A 20,984-nucleotide genomic window follows, 5' to 3' on the forward strand; every position below is an offset into this window, starting at 1 on the left:
TACGACCACCCGTGCGGCGGCCCGTGGACGAGACCGTGGACGAGAAGGGACGGACCGGTAGGTGAGCGACAACCACAACCTCCTGGCGGAGCAGCGGCGTGCGCTCATCCTGGAGGAGGTCAGGCGCCGCGGCGGGGTGCGGGTCAACGAGCTGACCCGCAGGCTCAACGTCTCGGACATGACGGTGCGTCGGGACCTGGACGCGCTCGCGCGGCAGGGCGTGCTGGAGAAGGTGCACGGCGGCGCGGTGCCGGTGTCGGGGGCGAGCACGCACGAGCCGGGCTTCGAGGCGAAGTCGTCGCTGGAGCTGGGTGCCAAGGAGGACATCGCGCGGGCGGCGGCGCATCTGGTGGCCCCGGGCAGCGCGATCGCGCTCTCCGGCGGGACGACGACGTACGCGCTGGCCCAACACCTGCTCGACGTACCGGACCTGACCGTGGTGACCAACTCCCTGCGGGTCGCGGACGTCTTCCACGCCGCGCAGCGCGCGGACGGCGGCGCGCGGGACGGCCGGACGGCGACCGTGGTGCTCACCGGCGGGGTGCGCACCCCCTCGGACTCCCTGGTGGGCCCGGTGGCGGACGCGGCGATCCGCTCGCTGCACTTCGACACGCTGTTCCTGGGCGTGCACGGCATATCCGCGGAGGCCGGGCTGTCCACCCCCAACCTGGCCGAGGCGGAGACCAACCGCCGTCTGATGCGTTCCGCGCGGCGGGTGGTGGTGGTCGCGGACCACACCAAGTGGGGGACGGTGGGCCTGAGTTCGTTCGCCTCGCTGGATGAGGTGGACACGCTGGTGACCGACGGCGGAATGCCGGAGGCGGTCCGCGCGGAGATCCGCGAGCACCTGCCGGAACTGGTGGTGGCGGGCGGGGACGCGGAGCGTGGGGAGGGCTGAGGAGGGGGCCGGACGGTGATCGCCCAGGGGCGCCGGCCCGTCCCGCGTGCGCATATGACGTCCCCACGTGCGCATATGACGTTCTCGCGTACGCATATGACGTTCTCGTGCGCGCTCTGGCGCACCGGCGGGGACGCATGCAGACTTCATGACAGGGCACCCGGTGGGGGTGGCGCCGACAGCGGCCCGGCCGTGACGGCGGGCCGACGGTGACGAGGTGGGAGGCGGTGCACTGTGGCGGAACCCGAGTTCAGTGCCACCGGAGTACGGATAGCGCGGTGGCTGCGTTCGCTCACCCGGGCCGGACAAGTCCTCGTCCGCGACGGCCGGCTGGTGCTGCTGACCAGCTACGGCCGGGAGATCGACAGCGCGCCGGTGGAGCAGGTCCGGATCAGCGGGCCCTGGTACGCCGCGCGCGACCGGGTGCTGGCGACCGTCAACGGCAACCGGTACGCACTGCGCCTGAAGGGGCAGGTGCGCGACGGGCTGGTGGCCGCGCTGCACGGCGCCCGCCGGACCCGTGCCCACGGGCCCGGGCCCGGCGCCGCGGCGGAACGGCGCGCGGCCTCGCGCTGAACCGGCCGCCGGGCCGAGCACTGGCCGGATACCGAACCGAACAACGAGTCGAACAACGAGCCAAAGGGTGCCCTCGGGGTGCACTGCCCCGTTGACACGCCCGACTTGCACCCTTTTGTTACCTGAATCACGCTGATGTCTGTGTCGTAGCGGCCGTCAGCACGCTTGACGCGCTCTCCGTCGTCCGGACCCTCAACCGTCATCAGGGAGCCGCAGCCGTGATCAGCCACCCCAGCACGTCCGGTCGACAGCGGACGGTGGAGTTCCAGGCCCTGCCCTCACGGACCGGCCTGGTCCACAGGATCGTTTCCGCCCAGTTGCGCTACTGGAAGCTCGACACCCTCATCGACCCGGCCGCCGTCGGCGTCACCGAGTTGCTCGCCAACGCCCACCGCCTGGTGGGGCCGGACCGGCGCTGCACGGTGGAGCTCGTGCTGCGCCGGGACCGGTTGACGATCTCCGTGCGCGACCACGACCCGCACCTGCCGCCCGTCCTCCCCCCGGGGACGCTCGTCACCGACGGGTGCGGGCCCGCACCGGTGGCCCCGGCCGGCGGCGGCTGGGGCGTGCGGGCACGGCACGACGGCACCGGCAAGGTGGTGTGGTTCACCCTGCCGGTGCCGGCTCCGGCCGCGGCGCAGAAGGCGGAGGACGAGACGCCGCCCGGTCCGCGGCACCGGGATCCGCTGCCGTCCCCGGAGCCGCTGCCCGCGCCGGAGCCCCTGCCGAAACCGGAGCCGCTGCCACGCGCCCACGTCTCCGCCGAGGGGCCGCCCGTGCAGGCGCCCGTCGGCGCCCCGGCCACGCGCCCCTGACGGCCGCCGGGCCGTCCGGCGCCCGGACCGCGCGTCCACGACGGACGGGACGCGGGACGGGACACGGGACGGAACGCGGCGACGCCCGGCGCCGGGGCGCGGGTCACGCCGGGCCTCCCGGCGCCTCGTTCAGCACGGACAGCCGGCGCCGGTACTCGTCCTCGTCGATCTCCCCGGCTGCGAAGCGCCTCTCCAGCAGGGCGACGGCGGAGGGCCCGTCGTGGACGGCGCGCGCCCGCCAGGGGCCGCGGCCGTACCGGGCCGCGCGGCCCAGTAGCAGGACCAGGCCGCCGATGACGAGTGCCCACAGCAGCGGCACCAGCAGGATCCATGGGCCGGGCCCGCCACCGCCCCAGTGCGCCAGTTCGTGCAGGGTGTCGATCGTGTCCACGGTGGTTCAGCTCCTCGGTCGGAACGGGGTCCGTCACCTCTGAGCCTCGTCACCGGCGGCCGCGGTGTCGTCGTCCGGGCGTCGGCTCCGCGCCTGCTCCCCGGGGAGTAGGGCGGCCCCCGCCGCGGGAGCCGCACGGGCCGCCCGGGGCTCAGGCCGACAGCGCCGCCATCGGGTCGTCCAGCACGGGCTGCCAGGCCAGTTCCGCGGCGCCGACCAGGCTGCTGTGCTCCAGCTCGCAGGCCAGCACCGGCACCCTGCCGCTGCGTCCCCACAGACTGCGGTCCGCTATGACGGCGTGCAGCCGTTCCGCGTCCGCCTCCAGCAGGGCGCTGTGGAGTCCGCCGAGGATGATCCGGTCCGGGGCGAGGATGTTCACCAGCCCGGCCAGGCCGAGGCCGAGCCGGTCGATGAGGAGGTGGGCGGCGTCGCGCACGGCCGGATCGGTGGCGTACTCCGTGCGGAGCAGGTCGAGGGCCCGCCGGAGCATGCCGGTCTCCGGCCCCGGCTCGCGGCCGGCGGCCTCCAGGAAGGCCAGCGGATCGGTCTCCACGTCCAGGCAGCCCCGCCCGCCGCAGTGGCAGGGCCTGCCGTCCGGGTCCACGGTCAGGTGGCCGACCTCCAGGGCCAGCCCCGAACTGCCGGTGTGGAGGCGGCCGTCGAGGACCAGCGCGCCGCCGACACCGCGGTGCCCGGTGGCCACGCACAGCAGGTCGCGGGAGCCGCGGCCGGCGCCGTGGCGGTGCTCGGCCAGGGCGACGAGGTTGATGTCGTTGGCGGCGTGGCCGGTCGCGGGGGCGTCGCCGGACGGGCCGGGGATGCGGGCCTCGGCCAGGCACCGGGTGAAGATCTCGCGCACGGGCACGCCCGGGGGCCAGGCCAGGTGCAGCGGGTTGAGGGCGGTGCCCTCGGGCTCGGCGACCGCGGAGGGCACGGCCAGGCCGGCGCCCAGGCAGCGCCGCCCGGTCTCGCGCAGCAGACGGGCCCCGACGTTCACGACCTCGGTGAGGACCTGGGCGGGGTCGGCCTCCACGGTCATGGCGACGGGCGCGGTGGCGACGATCCGGCCGCCGAGCCCGACGAGCGCGGCGCGGAAGCCGTCGGCGTGCACCTGGGCGGCGAACACGACCGGGCCGTCGGGGTTGACCGAGAGCCGGTGGGAGGGCCGGCCCTGGGAACCGGCGGCGACGGCGGGCCGGGAGTCGACGGTGATCAGCCCGAGCGCCTCCAGCTCGGCGGCCACGGCCCCCGCGGTCGCCCGGGTCACACCGAGTTCGGCGGTGAGCACGGCGCGGGTGGGCGCGCGCCCGGTGTGCACGAGTTCCAGCGCCGGGCCGAGGGCACCGCGGCCTCTCTCCAGCTTTGTTGTACGCGTCGGGGTCACGGTTCCATTCTGGCTTTGTATCACTGCCAAACAAAGCCTGGTCACCCCTGGCGGCCCGGCACCCGTCCCGCCGTTCCCGTTCCGGAGCCCGGAAAGGGCCCGGTACCGGCGCCGGCGGCGCCCGTACGACCAGCGCGGGACGTGGTTGACGGGCAAGGGTACGGGTACGGGTCGGCGGCCGGTGAGGCGGGCGGCCGGACGCCGGGGCTCCGCCGGGCTCGGGCCGGTGGGCGGAGAGGTTCCGTTTCCGCGCTCCCGGCGCCCGGTCCACGGGCGCGCAGGACGGTCAGGCAGACGTGGGCGGCCATCCCGGGGAGAGGAGGGGGGACGTGGCGGCACCGGCCGTACCGTGACCAACGGCATTCTCCTCCGGCTGCGGCGGCGGTGGCGACCCGCCGGCCCCTCCGGACGGTCATGCGTCCGGGGACGGCCCGCCGACGCCCAGCAGCGCAAGGAAGGCGGCGGCCGCCGGTGACGGGGGGAACCGGCTCCAGACCAGGTGCTCCACCCGTACCGGCCCGTCGGTGATCGGCACCCGCCGCAGTCCGTGCAGACCGGCGGCGAACGTGGCGGGCAGCAGGGCGATGCCCAGGCCATGGCGGACCATCCGGACCATCAACTCGACGCCGGAGACCTCGAAGGCGACCTCGCGCCGCAGGCCGGCCGCGGCGAACGCCCGGTCCGACTGGGCGCGGGCGGCGCTGCCCTCGGCGAAGTCCACGAACACCTCGTCGGCCAGGCGGCGGAGGTCCACCTGGTGTTCGGTGGCCAGCGGGTGGTCCGGGGCGACCACCGCGACATGCCGGCCGTGGGCCAGCTCCCTGTCCCGGACGCCCTGCGGCCGGAAGCCGGGCGGTACGCCGAGGAACGCCGCGTCCAGCCGGCCGTCGCGCACCTGCTCGACGAGCTGCTCGCTGGAGCCCGTCCGCAGCCGGATCCGGACCTGGGGGTGGCGCAGGCGGTAGTCCCGGAGCACCGCCGGGAGATCGACGGCCGCCACGGTGGGGATCGATCCGACGGTCAGTCCGCCCCGGATCTCGCCGGTGGCCGCCGCCACCTCCGCCCGGGCCCGCTCGGCCGCTTCCAGGGCCTGGCGGGCGGCGGGCAGGAACGCCTCTCCGGCGGTGGTCAGCCGCACCCGGCGGCTGGTCCGCTCGAACAGCCGGGCGCCCAGTTCCCTCTCCAGCCGGGCCACCTGGTGGCTGAGCGCGGACTGGACGACGTGGCACCGCTCGGCGGCGCGGGTGAAGCTCGCGGTCTCCGCCACCGCGAGGACGTAGCGCATCTGCTGGAGATCCATCGATCCATCGTGGGACACGATGGATCGGATGACAAAGATGCGTTGGACCGATGGATGCCTGCGCGGCGATGCTTGGCGTCAGGGGCAGGCCACAGCGGTCGGCGACCGGCCACCGCCCCGGACCGGCGAGGCCCGGAGCAGCCAACCCCGCCGTACCGCCACCGGCGCCCCCGGCGCCCCGACCCCGCGGAGACACCCATGCGCGTGACCGCCTTCGACCACCTGGTCCTGAACGTCGCCGACATCGAGCGCTCGCTGGCCTTCTACACCGGCCCCCTGGGGCTGCGGCCGGTGCGGGTGGAGGAGTGGCGGGCCGGTCGGGCACCCTTTCCGTCCGTGCGGGTGAGCCCCACCACCCTCATCGACCTCGTCAAAGCGCCCGCCGATCGGCCGGCGGGCGCCAACGTCGACCACCTCTGCCTGGTGGTCGAGCCGCTGGACTGGCAGCAGGTCATCGACTCCGGCGTCTTCACGGTGCTGGACGGTCCCGGCGAGCGCTTCGGCGCCCGGGGCACCGGGGTCTCCCTGTACGTGCAGGACCCGGACGGCAACACCGTGGAGCTGCGCTGGTATCCGCAGGACGCCTGAGGACCACCCCCACGGCACCCCACCGGGCACCCCCTGGCCCCCGTCCCGGCCGCGGTGCGTCCGAACACCCCGTACGTGCCCGCCGCATCCGGCCGCCCGCACCGTGCCCGCCGCCGACGTGAACCACGCCGTCGACCGGGCCGCCGGGCCCGCCCCCGCCGGCCGGACGATCAGCGGGGCGAGGCGGAAAGGTCCCGAACCAACCGACAGCGCGGTGGATTCCAGGAGCCGTTGCGGCACGTGGTCGGTTTGCCCACGCGGCGAGGAGCCGGGGCGAGTGGACGCCGCGGGGACGGAAAACGGTCGGCCCGCCGACGGCTGACGCGGTATCCGGTGGCGGACGGTGCCGGCGCCCACGACAATGCGCGGATGGACCCAGGCGAGCACAACGACGAAGCGGCGGTGACCCGGTGGACGCTCTCCACCGTCCACCCCGACATGTGGGCCGACCCGGACGACGACCCGCGCGAGACCGACGTCGAGACGTTCGATGAACGCGGCACGCTGCTCGACGGCCTGCGCCATCACCGCCTCACCATGGAGATGAAGTGCGCGGGCCTGGACGCCGAACAGATGGCCCGGCGCTCCGTACCACCGTCGACGATGTCCCTGCTCGGGCTGGTACGGCACCTGGCCGAGGGCGAACGGCACTTTCGCCGGACGGCCGGCGAGGACCTGCCCAGGATCTACCGCACCCCCGAGGACCGCGACGGCGACTGGAACGGCGCGATCGCCGATCCGGCGGTCGTGGAGGACGCCTGGTGTCAGTGGCGGGCCGAGGCGGAACTGACCGACCGGTTCATCGCCGGCTTCGCCGACCTCGGCACCCGCCCCGGTGGGGATGTGCAGCTCCGCGACATCCTGGTGGCGCAGATCGCGGAGTACGCGCGGCACTGCGGCCACGCCGACCTGCTGCGTGAGCGGATCGACGGCCGGGTCGGCCAGTGACCGGCGCACCCGGCGCACCGGCCCGGAGCGCGACGCGACGCGGCCGGCCCTGGCCTTCCTCCCGGCCGGACCGCTCCTCGCCCGCGGCGGACCGGGAACCCGCGGCCGGAAGCCCGCAGCGGGGTCAGCCCAGCCAGCCGGGACGGACCAGACCCGTCTCGTAGGCCATGACGACGAGCTGGGCGCGGTCACGGACGCCCAGCTTCACCATGGCGCGGCTGACGTGCGTCTTCACGGTGAGCGGGGAGACCACCAGGCGGCGGGCGATCTCGTCGTTGGACAGGCCGATGCCCACCAGCGCCATCACCTCGCGCTCGCGCTCGGTCAGCCGCTCCAGGTCACCGGCGGACGCGGGCTCCCTGGAGCGGGCCGCGAACTCCGCGATCAGCCGCCGCGTCACCCCCGGCGACAGCAGCGCGTCGCCGGCCGTGACGGCCCGCACCGCCCGGATCAGCTCCTCGGGCTCGGTGTCCTTGACCAGGAAGCCGGAGGCGCCGGAGCGGATCGCCTCGAAGACGTACTCGTCCAGCTCGAAGGTGGTCAGCATGACCACCCTCACCGCTTCCAGTTCCGGGTCCCCGGTGATCCGGCGGGTGGCGGCCAGACCGTCGAGCAGCGGCATCCGGATGTCCATCAGGACCAGGTCGGGGCGGAGCTTCCGGACCAGGGCCAGGGCCCGTTCGCCGTCCGCGGCCTCCCCCACGACCTCGATGTCCTCCTGGGCGTCGAGCAGGGCCCGGAAGCCCGCGCGGACCAGCATCTGGTCGTCGGCGAGCAGTACGCGGATCACGGTGCCTCCCCGTCCGGTTCGTCGGCCGCTCCGGTCCGCCCGGAACGCAGCGGCAGGCGGGCCAGGACACGGAAACCGCCGTCGCCGCGCGGACCGGCCTCGACCGTACCGCCGAGCGCGGCGGCGCGCTCGCGCATGCCCACCAGGCCGTTCCCGCCGCCGGTCGGCCCGTTCCCGGTCGCCGGGCCGTCGTCGTCGACGCGGATCTCCAGCTCCCCGGGGCCGTAGCGCAGCCGCACCCGGGCCAGCCGGGCCCCGGAGTGCCGTACGACGTTGGTCAGCGCCTCCTGGACGATCCGGAAGGCCGCCAGGTCCGCGCCGGGCGGCAGCGCCACCGGGGTGCCCTCGGTCCGGGTCTCCACCCGCAGTCCCGCCCGGGCCGCCTGCTCGGCCAGCTCCGGCAGCCGGTCCAGGCCCGGCGCGGGGGCGCGGGGCGCGTCGCCCGGCGCGCGCAGGGTGTCCAGGAGCTGGCGCACCTCGCCCAGCGCTTCCTTGCTGGTCGTCTTGATGCTGGTCAGGGCGGTACGGGCCTGCTCGGGGTCGGAGTCGAGCAGGGCCAGTCCGACCCCGGCCTGCACATTGATCACCGAGATGCTGTGGGCGAGCACGTCGTGCAGCTCGCGGGCGATCCGCAGCCGCTCCTCCCCCGCCCGGCGGCGTTCGGCGGCCTCCCGCTCGGCCTCCTCCCGGGCCCGCTGCTCGCGCCGGATCCGGACGAGTTCGGAGACGGCGAGCGCGGCCACCATCCAGGCCGCGATGAACAGGTCCCGGCCCCAGTCCGACGGCGGGTCGCCGGGCGGCGGCAGCCGGCGGTACAGCCAGTGGCCGACCAGCAGGTGACCGGTCCACAGCATCGCCAGCGCGGCCTGCGCCGCGTGCCGGTGGCCGGTGACGACGGCGGCGAAGCAGCCGGCGACGACGCTGAGGAAGACCGGCCCGTAGGGGTATCCGGCGCCCAGGTAGACCAGCGCGACGGCCGCGGTGCCGAACGCGGCGAGCCTCGGCCGGCGGTGGCGCGCCACCAGCAGGGCGGGGCCCGCCACGAGCAGCAGCAGGGCGAACGGGTCGAGCGGGACCCGCGTCCCCGCCTGCCCGTGGGCGGCGAAGTGCGAGCCGACGAGCTGGACGGCGGCCAGCGCGAGCGAGGAGGCCCACGGCAGCCGCCCCGGGGCGTACGGGCCCGCCGCACGCCGCCGGGGCGGGCCGCTGCCGCACGCGGCGGTGGTCCTGTCGCTCATGCGGACAACGCTAGACCGGGGAGGGCGCACCGGGCGTCCGCCCCGCGCGGTGCCCGCACGTACTACCAGTGGAGTACGTCCCTCCCCGGGCTTCCCCAGGCCCGGGCGGCCCCGTCCTCCCCGCTGCCCCGTGCGCCCGGCGCACGCCCCCGTGCCATCGGCGCGTGCTCCTTCCGTACGCGGTGCCGGCGCGGCCACGCTCACGCGGACCGCGGCCTTCCGCTGGAAGATCCACTGGAACGCCGTTCAGGACGTAGGCTCATAGGGCAGCGAGGGAGGGCACATGGCTGAGGGTCTGCGATTCGAACTACTCGGTCCGCTGCGCGCCTTGCACAACGGGACCGAAGTGCCGCTGGGACCGCCCCGGCAGCGGGCGGTGCTTGCCGTCCTGCTGCTCCAGGAGGGGCGGCCGATGTCGTACGACGCGCTGGTGAGCGCGGTCTGGGGCGGCGAACCGCCGTCGCACGTGCGGAATCTGGCGCAGAAGTACGTCTCCGGCCTGCGCCGGGCCTTCGCGTCGGTGGGCGGGGGCTGCTCGGCGCCGGAGCTGGTGTGGACCGGCAGCGGCTACCGCCTGGAGAACGCGACGATCGACGACCTGGCGGAGCGCCGGACGCTGCTGCGCGCGGCGCTGGCCGCGCGCGAGTCGGGCGATCTGCGCCGGGCCGGGGCACTGGCCCGGGAGGCGGAGGAGCTGTGGCGCGGCGAGTTCGCCGAAGGGCTCACCGGCCCGTACCTGGCCGGGGAGCGGCGCCGCTGGGCGGAGAAGCGGCTGATGGTGCTGGAGACGCGGCTGGAGGGCGATCTGGAACTGGGCCGCTACCACGAGTGCGTCCACGAGCTGGCGCGGCAGGTGGCGGAACACCCCCTGCGGGAGCGGCTGGTGGGACTGCTGATGCTGGCCCTGTACCGCAGCGGGCGGCCCTCCGAGGCGCTGCTGGCGTACGAGGAGGCGCGGCGGCGGCTCGCGGAGGAGATGGGCTCGGACCCCGGCCCGGCGCTGCGGGACCTGTACGAGCGGATCCTGCGTCAGGACCCCTCGCTGCTGCCGGAGTCGGCGCTGGCGTCGTGACGCCGCCGTGACGCTGTCATGATGACGGGCCCGCGGTGCCGCCCGGCTCCCCGTCCCGCTGACGGCGGGCCGGGGGCTCGTGACGGCCGGGCGTCCCGGCGGGCAGCCGGCCGTCCGGGGGCGCCGCGGGCCCCGCTTTCGTCCGTCAGTCCGTCAGTCCGTCAGTCCGACGGCTTCGGCCAGGCGGATGACGGCGTGGTCGAAGAACTCCTCACGGGCCTCGACCAGCCGGTTGAACTGGCCGAAGACCTCGAAGCCGATCAGGCCGAACAGCTCGGCCCAGGCCGCGACGAGCGCCGTCGTCACCGGGGCGGGCAGGTCGAGGCCGAGCTGTTCCATCAGGCGGTCGGCGTCCTCGGCCACGGCCGGGGACACGGCCGCGCCGGCGGCGGACTCGCGCAGGACGCCCGCCGCACGGGCGTCGCGCACGACGGTGATCAGGGCCAGGCCGACGCGTGAGGCGGGGGCGACGGTGGTCCGGGGGGCGGAGTAGCCGGGGACGGGCGAGCCGTAGATCAGCGCGTACTCGTGCGGGTGGGCCAGGGCCCACTGGCGCGCGGCCCGGCAGACGGCGCGCCAGCGGGCGACGGGCCCGTCCCGGTCCGCCGCGGCCAGGGCGCGCTCGGCGGCGGCGCCGATGGCGTCGTAGGCGTCGACGATCAGGGCGGTCAGCAGGTCGTCGCGGCTGGGGAAGTAGCGGTAGAGCGCGGAGGAGACCATGCCCAGCTCGCGGGCGACCGCGCGCAGGGAGAGTCTGGCGGCGCCCTCCTCGGCGAGCTGTCTGCGCGCCTCGTCCTTGATGGCCGCGGTGATCTCGGCGCGGGCCCGTTCCCTGACCCCTCGGATCGCACTCATGGGACCAGTGTGCCATTTCCGGAGCAGCAGAACGATACGAGAGCACTGCTCTTGCCCGGCGAGGACGACCGTGCAACACTGATCTCATGCGAGAGCAGTGCTCTCGCCCTCGGGATCGGCAGGAGGCGGACGACATGAGCGGACCCACGGGCGAACGGCCCCACTACAAGGAGGCCGGGGCACTCACCCGGCTCGTCAACAACCGGGTGATGGGCTGGCTGCTCGGCCGGGGCATCAGCCCCGCCGGGGCCCGGATGCTGGCGGTGCGGGGGCGTACGAGCGGCCAGTGGCGCACCACCCCGGTCAACCCGCTGGCGCTCCGGGGCGCGCGCTACCTCGTCGCGCCGCGCGGTCACACGCAGTGGGTGCGCAACCTGCGGGCGGCCGGCTCCGGCGAGCTGCGGATCGGCAAGCGCGTGGAGCGGTTCACGGCCGTGGAGCTGCCGGACGGCGAGAAGCCGCCGGTGCTGCGGGCCTATCTGGAGAAGTGGCAGTGGGAGACGGGGATGTTCTTCGAAGGGGTCGACAAGAGGTCCACCGACGAGGAGCTGCTGGCCGTGGCCGGCCGGCACCCCGTCTTCCGGATCGACCCGGAGGGGTGAGCGGCGGGCGGGGCCGCCCGCCGGGCCCGTCCCCGTACCGGGCCGCCGTTCAGCGGTCCATCGCCTCCAGGGCCCGCCGGGCCAGGGGGTGGGTGCGGACGAGCTCGCCGAGGCTGGTCGTCCCCCGCGTGATCTTCGCGAAGGCGTTCCAGGCGGGGCGGAAGCCGGTGAGCGCCGCGTGCAGCAGCCCCGGACGGTGGGCGAAGACCGCGTGCATCCGGCTGCCCACCCCCATCTCCACGCCCAGGCCCGACTTGACGGCGAAGGCGTAGTTGAGGGCCTGGCGACGGGCGTCCACCGCGTCGTGCGCCTCGGCGATCCGCACCGCCCACTCCCCCGCCAGGCGCCCGGAGCGCAGGGCGAAGGAGATGCCCTCGCGCGTCCAGGGCTCCAGCAGCCCGGCGGCGTCGCCGCAGACCAGGACCCGGCCCCGGGAGAGCGGGGAGTCCGCCGAACGGCAGCGGGTGAGGTGCCCGGAGGAGATCGCGGGCTCGAAACCGGCCAGCCCGAGGCGGGCGATGAAGTCCTCCAGGTAGCGCTTGGTGGCGGCGCCCTCGCCGCGGGCGGAGATCACCCCGACCGTGAGCGTGTCGCCCTTGGGGAACACCCAGCCGTAACTGCCGGGCAGCGGCCCCCAGTCGACGAGGACCCGGCCCGCCCAGTCCTCGGCCACCGACGGCGGCACCGGGATCTCGGCCTCCAGCCCCAGGTCGACCTGATCGACCTTCACCCCGACATGGGCTCCTATCCGGCTGGCGCTGCCGTCGGCCCCGACCACGGCACGGGCCAGCACGATCCGGCCGTCGGCCAGCACCACGGCGACGGTGCGCCGGTCCGGGACGGACGGGCCGTGCTGCTCGACGCGGGTGACGGTGACGCCCGTCCACAGCTCCGCCCCCGCCTTCCGGGCGGACTCCACCAGGGCCTGGTCGAACTCGGGCCGGTTGACCAGCCCGAACAGCATGGTCCGGGAGCGGCGGGTACGGGCGAACCTGCCGTTCAGCGAGAAGGTCACCGCGTACACCCGGTCGCGCAGCGGGAGTTCGAAGCCGGGCGGCAGGGCGTCCCGGGACGGGCCGATGATGCCGCCGCCGCAGGTCTTGTACCGGGGCAGTTCGGCCTTCTCCAGCAGCAGGACCCGGCGTCCGGCGACGGCCGCGGCGTACGCCGCGGAGGCCCCGGCCGGCCCCGCACCGACCACCACGACGTCCCACACCGGGTTCTGCCGGCCCGTACCCTCGGCGTTCTCGCTGTCCACGTGTGCTACCGCTCCCGCTCTGCCGCTTCCGGTTACCGCCGCATCCTAGGACCCGCGGGCGCCCGGATTCTCTGTGGGAGTATCGGCACCACGTATCCGCACGTGTCCGCCTGTCCGTCCGGTGACCCCGTTCCCAGGCGCACAACGCAGTACCGCGAAGGAGCGTTCCCATGGCGCAAGCACTGGCAGCCACCGTCGCCTCGCTGATGCCCCAGGCCCGCACCGAGCTCGCCGAGCTGGTGGCCTTCAAGTCGGTGGCCGACCCCGCGCAGTTCCCGCCGGCCGAGTGCGAGGCGGCGGCCCGGTGGGTGGCGGACGCGCTGCGGGCCGAGGGCTTCCAGGACGTGGCACTGCTGGACACCCCCGACGGCAGCCAGTCGGTGTACGGCTTCCTGCCCGGCCCGGCCGGCGCGCCGACCGTGCTGCTCTACGCCCACTACGACGTGCAGCCGCCGCTGGACGAGGCGGCCTGGCTGTCCCCGCCGTTCACGCTGACCGAGCGCGACGGGCGGTGGTACGGGCGCGGCGCCGCCGACTGCAAGGGCGGCTTCATCATGCACCTGCTCGCACTGCGCGCGCTCAAGGCCCACGGCGGGGTGCCGGTCGGCGTCAAGATGATCGTCGAGGGGTCGGAGGAGCAGGGCACGGGAGGTCTGGAGCGCTACGCCGAGGAGCACCCGGAGCTGCTGGCCGCCGACACCATCGTCATCGGGGACACCGGCAACTTCCGCCTCGGGCGCCCGACCGTCACCGCGACGCTGCGCGGGATGACCATGGTGACGGTGCAGGTGGACACCCTGGAGGGCAATCTGCACTCCGGGCAGTTCGGCGGTGCCGCCCCGGACGCGCTCGCCGCGCTGATCCGCACCCTGGACTCGCTGCGCGCCGAGGACGGCTCGACGGCCGTCGACGGGCTGCCGGCGGACGCCTCCTGGGAGGGGCTGCAGTACTCCGAGGAGGACTTCCGGACGGACGCCAAGGTGCTCCACGGGGTGGAGCTGATCGGCTCCGGCACCGTCGCCGACCGGATCTGGGCCCGTCCGGCCGTCACCGTGCTCGGCATCGACTGCCCGCCGGTCGTCGGCGCCACCCCGTCGGTGCAGGCCAGCGCGCGGGCGCTGGTCAGCCTGCGGGTCCCGCCGGGCACGGACGCCGCCGAGGCCACCAAGCTGCTCACCGCCCACCTGGAGTCCCACGTCCCCTGGGGCGCCCGGGTGCGCGTGGAGCAGGTGGGCCAGGGCCAGCCGTTCCGCGCGGACACCACCAGCCCGGCGTACACCGTGATGGCCGAGGCGCTGCGCGAGGCGTACGACGGCGCCGAGATGGAGATAGCCGGGGAGGGCGGCTCGATCCCGCTGTGCAACACCCTGGCCGCGCTCTACCCCGAGGCGGAGATCCTGCTGATCGGCCTGAGCGAGCCGGAGGCGCAGATCCACGCCGTCAACGAGAGCGTCTCGCCCGATGAGCTGCGACGGCTGGCGACCGCCGAGGCGCTGTTCCTGCGCGGGTACGCCGAGGCCGCCGGGCGCGGCTGAGGCCGGAGGGCCCGCCGTCCCACGGGGTGGTGCACCGGGGCCGGTGCACCACCCGGCGGACGGCGCCGCGCGGGTGTCCCGCGGGTGTCATGCAGGCGTCATGCGCCGACCGGTGTGCCCGCCTCCAGGTTGAGCGTGGTGCCCCGTTCCCGGGCCCGCAGCGCCCAGCGCAGCCGGTCCATCCGCACCGGGGGCAGCAGTCCGGCCGCCTCGTCCTCGGTGACGAAGCGCCAGCCGCGCAGTTCCGCGCCGGGCAGCAGCAGGTCGCGGGCGGCGGCGGTGGTCAGCAGGCCCCCGTCGAACAGGAGCCGCAGGCCGCCGTAGCCGGGCGGGCTGGGCGGCTCCCAGTCGATGACGAGCAGCCGGAGCCCGGTGTCCAGCCGCAGGCCCAGTTCCTCCGCCACCTCGCGCACCCCGGCGCGGGCGGGCGGCTCGCCGGGTTCGACGACGCCCCCGGGGAACTCCCAGCCGGGCTTGTAGGTCGGGTCGACCAGCAGCACCCGGTCCTCCTCGTCGAACAGCAGGACCCCGGCCGCCACGGTCTCCGCGGTCGGTTCCGGGGTCTGCACGATGTCGCACGCTCCGGCCCCGGCGCGTATCGCCTCCGCCACCCGTTCGGCGGTCTGCCGGGGGGTGAGGGAGGAGGTGTCGACGGTGTGGGCGTCGGCCCGGAGCCAGGGCAGCGCCCGCCGGTACTCGGGGAGGTGCTCCAGGCATCCGGCGCGCGCCGCCGCGTCCGCCCCGTCGTCTTCCGACCTCTCCCCGCGCCGGGCGATCCGTGCGCGGAGGATCGTTTCGTCAGCGTCGAGGAGCACATGGCGCACGGGGATGCGGCGGGCGGCCAGTCCGCCGAAGATCTCGTCGCGGTACTCCTGCCGCAGCAGCGTCACGGGCGCCACCAGGGTGCCGCCCACCTCGCCGTGGAGGGCGGCGGCCGTCTCCACCACCAGCCGCCGCCAGGCGGGCAGGTCCTGGTAGCACGGCACATCGGCCAGCCGCTCCCGCGGCAGGATCATGCGCAGTCCGTGGGCGACCAGTCCGGGATCGAAGAAGGTGCTCTTCGGAAGCAACTCGACCAGTTCGCGGGCCACAGCGGTCTTGCCCGCACCCAAGGCGCCGTTCAGCCAGACGATCACGGTTCCCCCTCCTCCGTCGCCCCCGGTTCACTTGCCCGCTCCACCCCGCCCCGGAAACGCGCGCCCGTCCCTGGTGTCGCACACCGTCACAGAGGGCGGCCCAGCGCCTCCCGGCAGGCCGCCGCGGCCCCCACGAGACCCGCGTCCGTGCCCGTACCGGCCGGGACGACCTCCAGTCCCCGGACGAAGGAGAGCGTGGCGTACTCCTCCAGCATGCGGCGCAGCGGCGCGAACAGCACCTCGCCCGCCTGGGCCACTCCCCCGCCGATCACCGCGATCTCGACCTCGACCAGGGTCGCGGTCGCGGCGATCCCGGCCGCCAGCGCCCGCGCGGCACGCTCGAAGGAGGCCGTGGCCACCGGGTCGCCCGCCCGTGCGGCGGCGGCGACCGCGGCGGCGCTGGCGTCGCCGTCCGGCCCGGGCCGCCAGCCGTTCTCCAGGGCCCGGCGGGCGATGTTGGGACCGCTGGCGATGACCTCCACGCAGCCGCGCGCCCCGCAGGGGCACGGCTCGCCGTCGAGGTCCACGCTGATGTGGCCGATGTGCCCGGCGTTGCCGGTCGGCCCGGGGTGCAGCCGGCCCCCCAGGACCAGTCCGCCGCCCACTCCGGTGGAGACGACCATGCACAGGGCGTTGTCCCGGCCGCGGGCCGCGCCCTGCCAGTGCTCGGCGGCGGTGATCGCGACGCCGTCGCCGACCAGGTTCACCGGCAGCTCCCCGACCGTCTCACGCACCCCGTCCACCAGCGGGTAGTCACGCCAGCCGGGGATGTTGACCGGGCTCACCGTGCCCCGCTGGGCGTCCACCGGCCCGGCGCTGCCGATCCCCACGGCCGCGACGCGCGGCCACTCGGCGGCCGCCCGCAGCTCGTCGAGCACCTCGGTGACCGCGCGCATCACGCGCTCGCCCGGCTCCCGGGACGGGGTCGGCCGTTGGGTCCGCAGCAGCAGCCTGCCGTCGTCGGCCACCAGCGCACCCGCGATTTTGGTGCCGCCGATGTCGAGGGCGGCGAGAAGATCCTGGTCCATGAGCGGCAAGTCTCACCCATGCTTGACAACGTTGTCCACTCCCTTCGCCAGGCCCTATGCTTCTGCGTCATCCGGGTCGCCCGCAGCATCGGCGACGCGTGACCGTGTCACCGCCGACGACAGGACAGGACCGCAGTGGCCGACACCGCCCGCCCCGCCCGCCCCACCCAGCGCCGCTACGGGCTGCGCCCCACGATGAAGGACGTGGCCGCCCGTGCCGGGGTCGGCCTCAAGACCGTCTCCCGGGTGGTCAACGGCGAACCCGGTGTCACGCCCGACACCGAGCGCCGGGTGCGGGAGGCCATCACCGCGCTGGGCTTCCGCCGCAACGACAGCGCCCGCATCCTGCGCAAGGGCCGCACCTCCAGCATCGGGCTGGTCCTGGAGGACCTCGCCGACCCCTTCTACGCCCCGCTCAGCCGCGCCGTCGAGGAGGTCGCCCGGGCGCACGGCGCGCTGCTGATCAACGGGTCCAGCGCCGAGGACCGCGAGCGGGAACGGGAGCTGGTGCTCGCCCTGTGCGCCCGGCGCGTGGACGGCCTGGTCATCATCCCGGCCGGCGACGACCACCGCTACCTGGAGCCGGAGATCGCCGCCGGCGTCGCCACCGTCTTCGTGGACCGTCCCGCCGCGCGCATCGAGGCCGACGCGGTGCTCTCCCAGAGCTTCGAGGGCGCGCGCGAGGGCGTCGCCCACCTCATCGCCCACGGCCACCGGCGGATCGGCTTCATCGGCGACCTGCCGCGCATCCACACCGCCGCCGAGCGCCTGCGCGGCTACCGCGCCGCGATGGCCGAGGCCGGACTGCCGGTGGACGAGTCCTGGATCGCGCTCGGCCCGACCGACCCCGGGCGGGTACGGGCCGACGCCGAGCGCATGCTGGCGGGGAGCGGGCCGGCGGGGCCGGTCACCGCGCTCCTGACCGGCAACAACCGGGTGACCGTCACCGTGGTGCGGGTGCTGGCCGGGCGGCCGCAGCGGGTCGCGCTGGTGGGGTTCGACGACTTCGAACTGGCCGACCTGCTGACCCCGCCGGTCACCGTCATAGCCCAGGAGCCCGCGCTGCTGGGCCGCAAGGCGGCCGAACTGCTCTTCAGGCGGCTGGAGGGCGCCGACGACGCGCCGCGGCGCGTGGAGCTGCCCACCCGGCTGATCCGGCGCGGCTCGGGGGAGATCCCGCCGCACTCCTGACCGCGGCCGGAGGCGCCGGACGCCAGGGGCGCACCGGGCGGCCCGCCCGGCCGCCGGCCCGTCCAGCCGCCCGTCTGCCGACCGCCGCTTGACCCTGCCGCAGGCGGCAGGGTTGGACGCTGTCGCCATGGACGACAACAGCACCGACGACAGCACCGCACGGCGGAGCACACGGCACGGCAGGACCGTCGTCGTCACCGGGGCCGGGACCGGCATCGGCCGGGCCACCGCCCGCGCCTTCGCGGCCGGGGGCGCGCACGTGGTCGCGGTGGGGCGGCGCCCCGCACCGCTGGAGGAGACGGCGGCCGGCCACCCCGGCATCACCCCGCTGGCCGCCGACATCACCGCCGGGGACGGACCGGAACGCGTCGTCCGTGCGGCGGTGGAGGCGCACGGACGGCTGGACGTCCTGGTCAACAACGCCGCCATCGTGCGCGGCGGCCCCCTCGGCACCCACACGCCGGAGGAGATCGAACCCCTGCTCGCCACCAATCTGGTCGCGCCGGTCCTGCTGGCCCAGGCCGCGCTGCCCGCCCTGGAGACCTCCGGCGGCGTGATCGTCAACATCAGCACGGCGGTGGGGCAGCGCGGCTGGCCGGGCAACGCGCTCTACGCGGCGACCAAGGCCGCGCTGGAGCTGCTGACCCGTAGCTGGGCCGTCGAGCTGGCGCCCCGCGGCGTCCGGGTCGTCGCGGTGGCGCCGGGCGCGGTCGACACCCCGATCGGCGAGCACCGTGGGCTGACGCCGGAGCAGCAGGCCGAGGTGCGGGAGTGGCAGCTCGCGCACACCCCGCTGGGGCGGATCGGCCGCCCGGAGGAGGTGGCCTGGGCGATCACCCGGCTCGCGGCCCCGGAGGCGTCCTTCGTCACCGGGGCGGTGCTCTCCGTCGACGGCGGGGCGGTGGTGGCATGACGGCCCCGGCGGCCGTACCGGTCATGCCGGTCGTACCGGCCGTGATAGGTGTGGTCGGGGAGGTGGTGCGGATGCGGATCGGCGAGCTGGCGAAGGCGACGGGGACGACGCCCCGCGCGCTGCGGCACTACGAGCAGGCGGGCCTGCTCCCCTCCGGGCGGGCCCCCAACGGCTACCGGGTCTACGACGAGCGGGCGGTGGTGCGCGTCCGCAACATCCGCCACCTGCTGGACGCCGGACTCACCCTGGAGGACGTGCGGGCGTTCGCGCCGTGCCTGGACGGGGACGTGGCCACGGCGCCGCCCTCCGAGCGGGGGCTGGAGATCGCCCGGGAGCGGCTGGCGGTCCTCGACCGGCGCATCGCCGCCCAGACCGAGGCCCGCGACCGGCTGGCGGCCGCGCTGCGCCGGGCGGCCGGCGGCCGCGTGCGCCCGGTGGCCTGAGGCCGGCCGGAAGCCTGGAGGGGGCGCGTACGCGACCGGGGCCGCGCGGTCGTGTGCGACCGCGCGGCCCCGGTCCGTTCGCCGTGCCCTCCGGCGGGCGTCCGGGTCAGCCCTTGCGGGCCTTGACCTCCTCGGTGAGCTGCGGGACGACCTGGAACAGGTCGCCGACGACGCCGTAGTCGACCAGGTCGAAGATCGGGGCCTCGGGGTCCTTGTTGACGGCCACGATGGTCTTCGAGGTCTGCATGCCGGCCCGGTGCTGGATGGCACCGGAGATGCCCACCGCGACGTAGAGCTGCGGCGAGACGGTCTTGCCGGTCTGGCCGACCTGGTGGGTGTGCGGGTACCAGCCCGCGTCCACCGCGGCGCGCGAGGCGCCGACGGCCGCGCCGAGCGAGTCGGCCAGGTCCTCGATGAGGGAGAAGTTCTCGGCGCCGTTGACGCCGCGGCCGCCGGAGACCACGATCGCGGCCTCGGTCAGCTCCGGGCGGCCGGTCGACTCGCGCGGGGTGCGGGAGACGACCTTGGTGCCGGTGGACTTCTCGCCGAAGGTCACCGAGAGCTGCTCGACCGTGCCCGCGGCCGGGGCGGCCTCCGGGGCGGCGGAGTTGGGCTTGACGGTGATGACCGGGGTGCCCTTGGTGACGCGGGACTTGGTGGTGTAGGAGGCGGCGAAGACCGACTGGGTCGCCACCGGGCCCTCGTCACCGGCCTCCAGGTCCACGGCGTCGGTGATGATGCCCGAGCCGGTGCGGAGCGCGAGGCGGGCCGCGATCTCCTTGCCCTCCGCGGAGGAGGGGATCAGGACGGCGGCCGGGGACACCGCCTCGTAGGCGGCCTGGAGCGCGTCCACCTTCGGTACGACGAGGTAGTCGGCGAACTCGGGCGCGTCGGCGGCGAGCACCTTCACCGCGCCGTGCTCGGCCAGCACGGGGGCGGCGGTGTCGGCGCCGGGGCCCAGGTGCACGGCGACCGGGTCGCCGATGCGGCGGGCCAGGGTCAGCAGTTCGAGGGTGGGCTTGCGGACGGCGCCGTCCACGTGGTCGACGTAGACAAGGACTTCAGCCATGGGGTTGTTCTCCTGCGAGGATTGCGCGGGCGGGTGAGGAGGGGTGCGGCGGGCCGGCCGCTCAGATGAACTTCTGGCCCGCGAGGAACTCGGCGAGCTGCTTGCCGCCCTCGCCCTCGTCCTTGACGATCGTGCCCGCGGTGCGGGCCGGGCGCTCCGCGGCCTCGTCGACCGCGGTCCAGGAGCCCTCCAGGCCGACCTCGTCCGCGTCGATGTCCAGGTCGTCCAGGTCCAGGGTCTCCACCGGCTTCTTCTTGGCGGCCATGATGCCCTTGAAGGAGGGGTAGCGCGCCTCACCGGACTGGTCGGTCACGGAGACCACGGCGGGGAGCGAGGCCTCGAGCTGCTCGGTCGCGGCGTCGCCGTCCCGGCGGCCGGTGACCTTGCCGTCGGCCACGGAGACCTCGGACAGCAGCGTCACCTGCGGCACGCCCAGGCGCTCGGCCAGCAGTGCCGGCAGCACGCCCATGGTGCCGTCGGTGGAGGCCATGCCGCAGACGACCAGGTCGTAGCCGGTCTTCTCGATGGCCTTGGCCAGCACCAGGGAGGTGCCGATGACGTCGGTGCCGTGCAGGTCGTCGTCCTCGACGTGCACGGCCTTGTCGGCGCCCATCGACAGCGCCTTGCGCAGGGCGTCGCGGGCGTCCTCGGGGCCGACGGTCAGGACGGTGACCTCCGCGTCGTCGGCGTTCTCGGCGATCTGGAGCGCCTGCTCGACGGCGTACTCGTCGAGCTCCGACAGCAGACCGTCCACGTCGTCGCGGTCGACGGTCAGGTCGTCGGCGAAGTGCCGGTCGCCGGTGGCGTCGGGCACGTACTTCACACAGACAACGATCCTCAAGCTCACGCCGGCTCTCCTACTTGCGTCGTCATTACTGGCTGCCTTGTCTCACAGGCAGCATAGGCGCCTGATCGGGCGGATTCCGGTCCGGTGGGGCCGGCTCTCCGGCCAGG

General features: G+C 75.2%; 22 protein-coding genes. 11 read left to right on the top strand and 11 right to left on the bottom strand.

The window, feature by feature from the left end; all coding sequences use genetic code 11:
- Positions 1 to 61 precede the first annotated feature (61 nt).
- The 3 genes from VE546_RS09510 (at position 62) to VE546_RS09520 (ending at position 2,289) form a co-directional block, all read left to right on the top strand.
- The gene (locus VE546_RS09510; RefSeq protein ID WP_324920636.1) at positions 62 to 898 is read left to right on the top strand and encodes a DeoR/GlpR family DNA-binding transcription regulator; all 837 of its coding nucleotides are present in this window, start codon (positions 62 to 64) and stop codon (positions 896 to 898) included.
- Positions 899 to 1,132: 234 nt separating this feature from the next.
- Entirely contained in the window at positions 1,133 to 1,474 is a 342-nt protein-coding gene (locus tag VE546_RS09515) for a hypothetical protein (RefSeq protein ID WP_324920638.1), read from the top strand.
- A gap of 218 nt (positions 1,475 to 1,692) precedes the next feature.
- Positions 1,693 to 2,289 (top strand): ATP-binding protein, encoded by a 597-nt coding sequence (locus VE546_RS09520; RefSeq protein WP_324920640.1) that lies wholly within the window; start codon positions 1,693 to 1,695, stop codon positions 2,287 to 2,289.
- A 103-nt stretch (positions 2,290 to 2,392) separates the two neighbouring features.
- Here VE546_RS09520 and VE546_RS09525 read toward each other — a convergent pair whose 3' ends face one another.
- The 3 genes from VE546_RS09525 to VE546_RS09535 form a co-directional block, all read right to left on the bottom strand.
- Positions 2,393 to 2,662 (bottom strand): SHOCT domain-containing protein, encoded by a 270-nt coding sequence (locus tag VE546_RS09525; protein WP_324920760.1) that lies wholly within the window; start codon positions 2,660 to 2,662, stop codon positions 2,393 to 2,395.
- A gap of 169 nt (positions 2,663 to 2,831) precedes the next feature.
- Entirely contained in the window at positions 2,832 to 4,064 is a 1,233-nt protein-coding gene (locus VE546_RS09530) for an ROK family protein (protein ID WP_324920642.1), read from the bottom strand.
- Between the two features lie 412 nt (positions 4,065 to 4,476).
- The gene (locus tag VE546_RS09535; protein ID WP_324920644.1) at positions 4,477 to 5,364 is read right to left on the bottom strand and encodes a LysR family transcriptional regulator; all 888 of its coding nucleotides are present in this window, start codon (positions 5,362 to 5,364) and stop codon (positions 4,477 to 4,479) included.
- A 198-nt stretch (positions 5,365 to 5,562) separates the two neighbouring features.
- On the opposite strand from VE546_RS09535, the gene VE546_RS09540 reads away from it, so the two are divergent.
- Together VE546_RS09540 and VE546_RS09545 are read left to right on the top strand one after the other, a co-directional pair.
- Complete coding sequence (locus VE546_RS09540) at positions 5,563 to 5,952, top strand: VOC family protein (protein WP_324920646.1); 390 nt, start codon at positions 5,563 to 5,565, stop codon at positions 5,950 to 5,952.
- A gap of 369 nt (positions 5,953 to 6,321) precedes the next feature.
- Positions 6,322 to 6,900: a DinB family protein gene (locus VE546_RS09545; RefSeq protein ID WP_324920648.1), complete on the top strand. Its 579-nt coding sequence runs from the start codon at positions 6,322 to 6,324 to the stop codon at positions 6,898 to 6,900.
- Between the two features lie 124 nt (positions 6,901 to 7,024).
- On the opposite strand, the gene VE546_RS09550 is transcribed toward VE546_RS09545, so the two are convergent.
- Both VE546_RS09550 and VE546_RS09555 read right to left on the bottom strand, forming a co-directional pair.
- A complete protein-coding gene (locus VE546_RS09550) occupies positions 7,025 to 7,690 on the bottom strand; it encodes a response regulator transcription factor (protein ID WP_324920649.1) in 666 nt (221 codons plus the stop codon).
- A complete protein-coding gene (locus VE546_RS09555; protein ID WP_324920651.1) occupies positions 7,687 to 8,928 on the bottom strand; it encodes a sensor histidine kinase in 1,242 nt (413 codons plus the stop codon). Before VE546_RS09555 ends, VE546_RS09550 begins: the two co-directional genes overlap by 4 nt.
- Positions 8,929 to 9,211: 283 nt before the next feature.
- Here VE546_RS09555 and VE546_RS09560 point away from each other — a divergent pair, with 283 nt between their 5' ends.
- Positions 9,212 to 10,000, top strand: a complete 789-nt coding sequence (locus VE546_RS09560) for an AfsR/SARP family transcriptional regulator (protein WP_324920653.1) — start codon at positions 9,212 to 9,214, stop codon at positions 9,998 to 10,000.
- A gap of 153 nt (positions 10,001 to 10,153) precedes the next feature.
- Here the strand turns inward: VE546_RS09560 and VE546_RS09565 are convergent, their stop codons facing one another.
- Positions 10,154 to 10,855, bottom strand: a complete 702-nt coding sequence (locus VE546_RS09565) for a TetR/AcrR family transcriptional regulator (protein WP_324920655.1) — start codon at positions 10,853 to 10,855, stop codon at positions 10,154 to 10,156.
- A 134-nt stretch (positions 10,856 to 10,989) separates the two neighbouring features.
- Here VE546_RS09565 and VE546_RS09570 point away from each other — a divergent pair, with 134 nt between their 5' ends.
- Entirely contained in the window at positions 10,990 to 11,457 is a 468-nt protein-coding gene (locus VE546_RS09570) for a nitroreductase family deazaflavin-dependent oxidoreductase (RefSeq protein WP_324920657.1), read from the top strand.
- Positions 11,458 to 11,506: 49 nt separating this feature from the next.
- Here VE546_RS09570 and VE546_RS09575 read toward each other — a convergent pair whose 3' ends face one another.
- Positions 11,507 to 12,715, bottom strand: a complete 1,209-nt coding sequence (locus VE546_RS09575) for a geranylgeranyl reductase family protein (protein ID WP_324920659.1) — start codon at positions 12,713 to 12,715, stop codon at positions 11,507 to 11,509.
- 170 nt (positions 12,716 to 12,885) lie between these two features.
- Between VE546_RS09575 and VE546_RS09580 the strand changes: the two genes are divergently transcribed.
- A complete protein-coding gene (locus VE546_RS09580; RefSeq protein WP_324920661.1) occupies positions 12,886 to 14,250 on the top strand; it encodes a dipeptidase in 1,365 nt (454 codons plus the stop codon).
- Between the two features lie 98 nt (positions 14,251 to 14,348).
- Here VE546_RS09580 and VE546_RS09585 read toward each other — a convergent pair whose 3' ends face one another.
- Together VE546_RS09585 and VE546_RS09590 are read right to left on the bottom strand one after the other, a co-directional pair.
- A complete protein-coding gene (locus VE546_RS09585; protein WP_324920662.1) occupies positions 14,349 to 15,386 on the bottom strand; it encodes an NUDIX hydrolase in 1,038 nt (345 codons plus the stop codon).
- A gap of 86 nt (positions 15,387 to 15,472) precedes the next feature.
- Positions 15,473 to 16,414: an ROK family protein gene (locus VE546_RS09590; RefSeq protein ID WP_324920664.1), complete on the bottom strand. Its 942-nt coding sequence runs from the start codon at positions 16,412 to 16,414 to the stop codon at positions 15,473 to 15,475.
- Between the two features lie 195 nt (positions 16,415 to 16,609).
- Here VE546_RS09590 and VE546_RS09595 point away from each other — a divergent pair, with 195 nt between their 5' ends.
- From VE546_RS09595 to VE546_RS09605, 3 genes are all read left to right on the top strand, one after another.
- Positions 16,610 to 17,605 (top strand): LacI family DNA-binding transcriptional regulator, encoded by a 996-nt coding sequence (locus VE546_RS09595; protein ID WP_324920761.1) that lies wholly within the window; start codon positions 16,610 to 16,612, stop codon positions 17,603 to 17,605.
- A gap of 127 nt (positions 17,606 to 17,732) precedes the next feature.
- The gene (locus tag VE546_RS09600; RefSeq protein ID WP_324920666.1) at positions 17,733 to 18,518 is read left to right on the top strand and encodes an SDR family oxidoreductase; all 786 of its coding nucleotides are present in this window, start codon (positions 17,733 to 17,735) and stop codon (positions 18,516 to 18,518) included.
- 71 nt (positions 18,519 to 18,589) lie between these two features.
- The gene (locus VE546_RS09605; protein ID WP_324920763.1) at positions 18,590 to 18,961 is read left to right on the top strand and encodes a MerR family transcriptional regulator; all 372 of its coding nucleotides are present in this window, start codon (positions 18,590 to 18,592) and stop codon (positions 18,959 to 18,961) included.
- Positions 18,962 to 19,067: 106 nt separating this feature from the next.
- On the opposite strand, the gene VE546_RS09610 is transcribed toward VE546_RS09605, so the two are convergent.
- Together VE546_RS09610 and VE546_RS09615 are read right to left on the bottom strand one after the other, a co-directional pair.
- The gene (locus tag VE546_RS09610; protein ID WP_324920668.1) at positions 19,068 to 20,030 is read right to left on the bottom strand and encodes an electron transfer flavoprotein subunit alpha/FixB family protein; all 963 of its coding nucleotides are present in this window, start codon (positions 20,028 to 20,030) and stop codon (positions 19,068 to 19,070) included.
- Positions 20,031 to 20,091: 61 nt separating this feature from the next.
- Positions 20,092 to 20,877: an electron transfer flavoprotein subunit beta/FixA family protein gene (locus tag VE546_RS09615; protein WP_324920670.1), complete on the bottom strand. Its 786-nt coding sequence runs from the start codon at positions 20,875 to 20,877 to the stop codon at positions 20,092 to 20,094.
- Between the last annotated feature and the right edge of the window lie 107 nt (positions 20,878 to 20,984).

Origin of the sequence: Streptomyces sp., assembly GCF_035644915.1 — a bacterium.
In the GTDB taxonomy this organism is placed as follows: Bacteria; Actinomycetota; Actinomycetes; order Streptomycetales; family Streptomycetaceae; genus Streptomyces.